The sequence below is a fragment of the Verrucomicrobiia bacterium genome (assembly GCA_035495615.1).
Classification (GTDB): domain Bacteria; phylum Omnitrophota; class Omnitrophia; order Omnitrophales; family Aquincolibacteriaceae; genus DATJFP01.
Genome location: DATJFP010000072.1, coordinates 1 through 5401, shown reverse-complemented (window position 1 = coordinate 5401; position 5401 = coordinate 1). Strand labels below are relative to the sequence as shown.

Below are 5401 nucleotides of genomic sequence, written 5' to 3'. Positions count from 1 at the left end.
GGCGCGGATCTCTTCCTCGGAAATGTTTTCTTCGTAGAGCGGGCTGTTTTTTTCGTAATCCTTGCGCAGGGCCTGGACCAGCGCGTCGATGTAGCGCGTGGCATGATTGGCGCGCGTGATTTTTTTTTCGGCGATGGAGTTCTGGATGAGCCGGTCGCGCCAGAGTTTCAGCGAAGGCGTCAGCTCCGCGGGGTCCAGAGACGCGGCCATCTTCGCGGCATAGTCCTGGGCCAGCGCGTCCCAAAGGCTGCCGCGGAAATATTTCATGTAGGACGTGCGGCCCTGCATGACCTGGCGGTAGCGCTGGCCGCTGCCGGGGCTCTGGATGTTGGGCGTGACGAGAATGTACGGGATTTTCGCGATCTTGAGCTTGCGCGCGATGCCGCCGGCATGGAAGCCGCCCGTCACCAGGACCGACAATCCGGTCTTGCCCTCTTTCATGGCGCGGAGGCTGTTGCGGAAAAGTGCCTCGTCGCGCCGGATCGCGAGTTCGTAGAAATCATAATGCCGGCTGAGACCCCGGTCCAAAATCCCCAAGGCCTTGTTGTCCGGAAGCGAAACGATCCACTGGCTCGGGCTTTTGCCCTTGAGGGCCTGCCAGTCTTCGCGCGAGAGTTTCAGCGCCGCCAGGTCCTGCAGAACGTCGAGACGGAAAAAGTCTTCGAGCAGAGCGCGTTCCTCCCCGGTTTCGGGAAGCACCTGGACCAGAAGCTTTTCCATTTCGCGGACTTCGTCGAACACGCGGCTGCCCTGGATCGAAGCCAGGGTGAGCGTCTGCCGCGCCGCGGGTTTCAGCTCCGCGGGAATTTCCATCGCAAATCCGTAATCGCGGATCCAGCCCTCGATCGCGCCGAGGAATTCTCCTCCGCTCAAATCCGCGGTCTGAAAAGCCTGCATGTCCTGGTTGAAGAGTTTCCGGTCGGAAGCGGAAAGCGTCTCGTAATGACGGACGCGAAATTCATCCGCGAAAGCGCGGACTCGCGGCATCAGGTCTTTGGCCGCGAGCTTGGTCCCGGCGGCTTCCGAGCTCAGGATTTTATGCAGCTCGGGAAAGGACTCGCGGAAAAGCGCCTGCTTCTCCGCGGGAAAAAACACCTGGGTTTCTTTCAGGTAATCCAGGAGATCGAGAATGTCCGTTCGGAATGCGTGGTGTTTGGCCCAGAAAATCTTCGTCAGTGTCGAAAAACCTTCCTGGCTGCGGCGGGACAATTCGTCCTCGACCTGCTTGAGGAGCCGATGAATCTCTTCGTCGTTGCGGACCGCGTCCAGGTAAGCGCTTTTGTTCTGGGCATAGAGTGACTCAGTCTCGACGCCGTAGTAACGCGCGTCCGGGGAATCTTCCAACACCGAGGCGGCCTCCCCGCCCGACAATTCCCCCTGCTTGAGATACTCGTCGAGCACCCGCGCCCGGAGCGCCGCATCCGGGAACGATTTGAAAAAAAGGCTGTCCAGTTCGCCTTCTCCGCCTTCCAGAAAAACCAGGGGAACGCCGTACGTCTCGCGGAAATAGCCGATCAACCTGACGATGCTCTTTCCGGAATCGTAAACCGCATGCGCGTCTTCGATGAAGATCACGGCTTTGTCGGACTTGCCTTCGGGAAAAAACGACTCGCGCACGGTTCCCCAATCCGCGGGAAGATTCAAGGTCTCCAGCGAAGACAGGATCTCGGGTGTGAGTGGAAAAGCTGCGGGGCCCGCGGCCCAAACCCAGGACGGCCGGACGCTCTGGAAAGGATCGAAAAGAAGAAGAAAGGCGAGAAACGCGGCAAGAGATTTTGTGAGAAGTCCGCTTCGTTGAGTCATTAGCCAGCCTTAAAATCTTTTCAAATAGGTTAATAAAGTATAGCTATTCACTCTTCCTGGTTCAAGCTGCCTGCTTTTGTTAGCGCCTGGATAACTCTTTTGATAATCGCAACTTACGGCTTGCTTAGAAATTCTAAGGGCGGGCCCCGGCAGGAAAAATTCGGCAAAGGGAAATGACAATCCGCGCCGGGTCCAAATCCATGGCTGTCTCCGGGCTTGCCACCTGTGATAAAATGGCGTTCTATTCGTCCTTGTTTTCTTAAACCATGAAAAATTCGGAGGCAAGAAATGGTTAAGGTTGGTGAGAAGGTTCAGGATTTTCAGGTCAAAGCGTATCACAACGACGATATCAAGCAGCAGCTCAAGCTGTCCGACTACCACGGCAAGTGGGTGGTCATGGTTTTCTATCCCGCGGACTTCACGTTCATCTGCCCTACCGAGCTCGAAGAGCTGGCCGCGCTGCATCCGGAATTCCAGAAGGCCGGAGCGGAAATCCTCAGCGTGAGCACGGACACGGTGTTCGTCCACAAGGCGTGGCATGACGCTTCGCCTTCCATCAAGAAAATCAAATACCCCATGCTCGCGGACCCGAGCGGCAACCTTTGCCGCCAGTTCGGCACGCTGATCGAAGGCGAAGGCCTTTCGCTGCGCGGCAGCTTCATCATTGATCCGGACGGCGTGCTCAAGTGCTACGAGCTGCACGACAACTCGATCGGCCGCAGCGCCAAAGAGCTTCTCCGCAAAGTCCTCGCTGCGAAGTTCGTGCGCGAGAACAAAGGCGAAGTTTGCCCCGCCAGCTGGGAACCGGGCAAGAAGACCCTGAAACCCGGCCTGGATCTGGTCGGCAAGATTTAACCCGTCTGTTCGTTTCCTCCGTCCCCGAGACGGCCCGGCCGTCTCGGGGGCTCTTTTTCAAGCCAAACAACATCGAAGGAGGTAGGCATGGCTTTGAATGATCTCTACAGTAACCTGCACTTACTTTTCCGCTGGCTCCACGTCATCGCGGGCATCACCTGGATCGGCCACCTGTATTTCTTCAACTTCGTCAACATTCCCCTGCAGGGCGCGATGGACGATGCCACGAAGAAGGCCGTCAATCCCAAGCTCATGCCGCGCGCCCTCTGGTGGTTCCGCTGGGGCGCCATGGTGACCTTCGTCATGGGCTGGATCCTCTTCACCCAGGTTTACATGTACACGCCCGGCAAAGGCTTTGGCCCGAGCGAGCTGTTCATGAACAGCGGCCGGATCACGGACCGCGCGGTGTGGATTCTGATGGGCATGTCGTTCGCCACCATGATGTGGTACAACGTGTGGTTCAAGATCTGGCCCACGCAGAAAAAGATTCTGAGCGGCCAGCTGCAGGGCGATGCGCTGACCGCAGGACGCGCCTTGGCCGGAAAAGCCTCGCGCATGAACACTTACATGTCCGGACCCATGCTGTTCGGCATGCTGGCGCCTTCGCACTACGGCGCCGTGAACCCGCTCACGCTCGTGGTCGTCATTGCCTTCGGCCTTTTCGCGATTTGGGCCGCGTACAATACTTCCAAGACAGCCGGAGCCACGGTTTAAGAAGACAGGCAGGCCTTAAAGTCAAAAAACCCCCGCGGTTGCAACCGCGGGGGTTTTTTATTTTCAGGGAAAGAAAATCTTAGAGAGAATCCACAAGGGTCAGGAAAAATTCTTTGTCCTTGGAGTGATAAAGCATGCCGGCCACTTTGGATTTCGGGACCCAGCGCGCGTCAAAGATGTTCGGGTCCTCCCATTTGAGGCGCGTCTCTTTCGTCCGGAAAAGAAAAAGGACGAGCGTTTTGATTTCGGTCATGTCATCGCCCTTGAGGCCGATCTTGGGCCGACGGTAGCGCCCCACCTCGCGGACAAACTCCAGCTCGCGGATACCCGTCTCTTCCACGATTTCGCGCTGCGCGGTTTCGAGGTGAGTCTCGCCTTCTTCGACATGCCCTTTGGGAAAAGACCAGACTTTGCCGCGCTGTTCCACGAGAAGGACTTCACCCTTGGGATTCAGCACGATCCCTCCCGCGCTTATCGTTTCTCGGGTTTCGGCCATGAGGACCTCCGGGTTAGGAGGGAGAATGAAGGAGGAGAAGGACAAACGCCGTGATCACGATATTGGCCAGCGCCACGGGAAAAATGCCTTTCCAGCCCAGTTCCATGAGCTGGTCGTAGCGGAAACGCGGCAGGGTCCAGCGCACGGTCATGAAGAGCCAGCAGAAAAAGACGACTTTGAACGTGAACGAAAAAATCTGGAGCGCGACGATCGCAAGATGCGGGACGCCGAGGACCGCGCCCCACGGAAAGTGAAAGCCGTCCGCAAAAAGCCACGGCACCTGCCAGCCGCCCACGAAAAGCGTGGTCGTGAGCGACGCGATCAGAATCGTCTCGATGAAGTCCGTGAAAAAGAACATGCCGAACTTCATGCCGCTGTATTCGGTGAAGTAGCCGATGATTTCCGATTCACCTTCGGGCATGTCGTAAGGAATGCGCTTGGTCTCGGCGATGCCCGCGGCCAGGAACAGGAAAAAGCCGACGGGCTGCGTCAGGAATCCCCAGAGCGGGATACCGAGAAACGAATACTCCCCCTGCCGGCGCACGATCTCCTGAAGGTCCACGGAACCGTAGATCATGACGATGCCCAGGATCGTCATGCCCAGCGTGATTTCGTAAGCCAGCATCTGGCTTGCCGCGCGCAGGCCGCCCATGAAAGCGTAATTGCTGTTGGAAGAAAATCCCGCGAGCACGACCCCGTAAACGCCCATCGAGGCCATGGCAAAAACGTACAGGATGCCGACGTTGACCGGCGCGACCTGCAGGTTGATCGCGTGGCCGCCCAGGATCAGCACGTTGCCGAACGGAATGGCCGCGAAGCCCACGAGCGAAAATGTCAGAGACAACATGGGTGCCAGCGTGTGCAGGAACTTGTCGCCGTAGGGCGGGATGTAATCTTCCTTCGTGAACATCTTGATCGCGTCCGCGATCGGATGGAAAAGCCCGAGGCTGTTGAGCGGCGTGAGCAGCCAGTTGATGGGTTTGGCCCATTTCCACGGCAGCACGATGTAAGCGCGGTTCGCGCCGATGCGGTCCTGGATGATGGCGCTTTGCTTGCGCTCGATCCAGGTGTGCAGCGCGGCAAAGTTGATCACCATGAAAAGCACAAGGCCGGCAAGAACGATCGTGACCATAATGTCCTAGAGAATGTTGTCGTACTGTTGCAGCGCGGGAATCGTCGGAGCGGCCATGGTGCGGATGTCCGCGCCTTTGGGCTCGAGCTGTTCGTAGCTGAGGCCTTTGAAGCCTTCGTGATTGATCGCGATTTCCCGGAAAATGTCGGCGTAACAATCGTAGGCGATGTGCGGGCCGATTTCCTTGGCCAGGCGCATCAGGATGTCGCCTTCCGAAAGGGCCTGCCCCACAGGCTCGAGGACCTTGTCGAATTTCTGGACCACGCCTTCAAAATTCGTGAAGGTGCCTTCTTTTTCGAAATGCGTCGCGGACGGAAACACGTAGGAAGACGTTTCGGAGCTGAGATTATGATTGGGGCCGACGAAAAGCGTCCACTTGACCTTGCCGAGCGCGGCCTGGA

At 57.6% G+C, this 5401-nt stretch carries 6 protein-coding genes; 2 read left to right on the top strand and 4 right to left on the bottom strand.

Annotated features, from left to right (window positions below; all coding sequences use genetic code 11):
- Positions 1–1803: hypothetical protein (locus VL688_09440; GenBank protein ID HTL48263.1), on the bottom strand; the 1803-nt coding region annotated here is incomplete at its 3' end.
- Between the two features lie 288 nt (positions 1804–2091).
- Here VL688_09440 and VL688_09435 point away from each other — a divergent pair.
- Together VL688_09435 and VL688_09430 are read left to right on the top strand one after the other, a co-directional pair.
- The gene (locus VL688_09435; protein HTL48262.1) at positions 2092–2658 is read left to right on the top strand and encodes a redoxin domain-containing protein; all 567 of its coding nucleotides are present in this window, start codon (positions 2092–2094) and stop codon (positions 2656–2658) included.
- Between the two features lie 87 nt (positions 2659–2745).
- Positions 2746–3372 carry a urate hydroxylase PuuD gene (locus tag VL688_09430; protein HTL48261.1) on the top strand — a complete coding sequence of 209 codons (627 nt, stop codon included), beginning with the start codon at positions 2746–2748 and terminating at the stop codon, positions 3370–3372.
- Positions 3373–3451: 79 nt separating this feature from the next.
- Here the strand turns inward: VL688_09430 and VL688_09425 are convergent, their stop codons facing one another.
- The 3 genes from VL688_09425 to VL688_09415 all read right to left on the bottom strand — a co-directional run.
- Positions 3452–3868, bottom strand: coding sequence for an NUDIX domain-containing protein (locus VL688_09425; GenBank protein ID HTL48260.1), 417 nt, complete (start codon positions 3866–3868; stop codon positions 3452–3454).
- A 13-nt stretch (positions 3869–3881) separates the two neighbouring features.
- A complete protein-coding gene (locus VL688_09420) occupies positions 3882–5000 on the bottom strand; it encodes a complex I subunit 1 family protein (GenBank protein HTL48259.1) in 1119 nt (372 codons plus the stop codon).
- A gap of 6 nt (positions 5001–5006) precedes the next feature.
- Positions 5007–5401, bottom strand: a 395-nt coding sequence (locus VL688_09415; protein HTL48258.1) for a molybdopterin-dependent oxidoreductase, incomplete at its 5' end; no start/stop codon positions are given.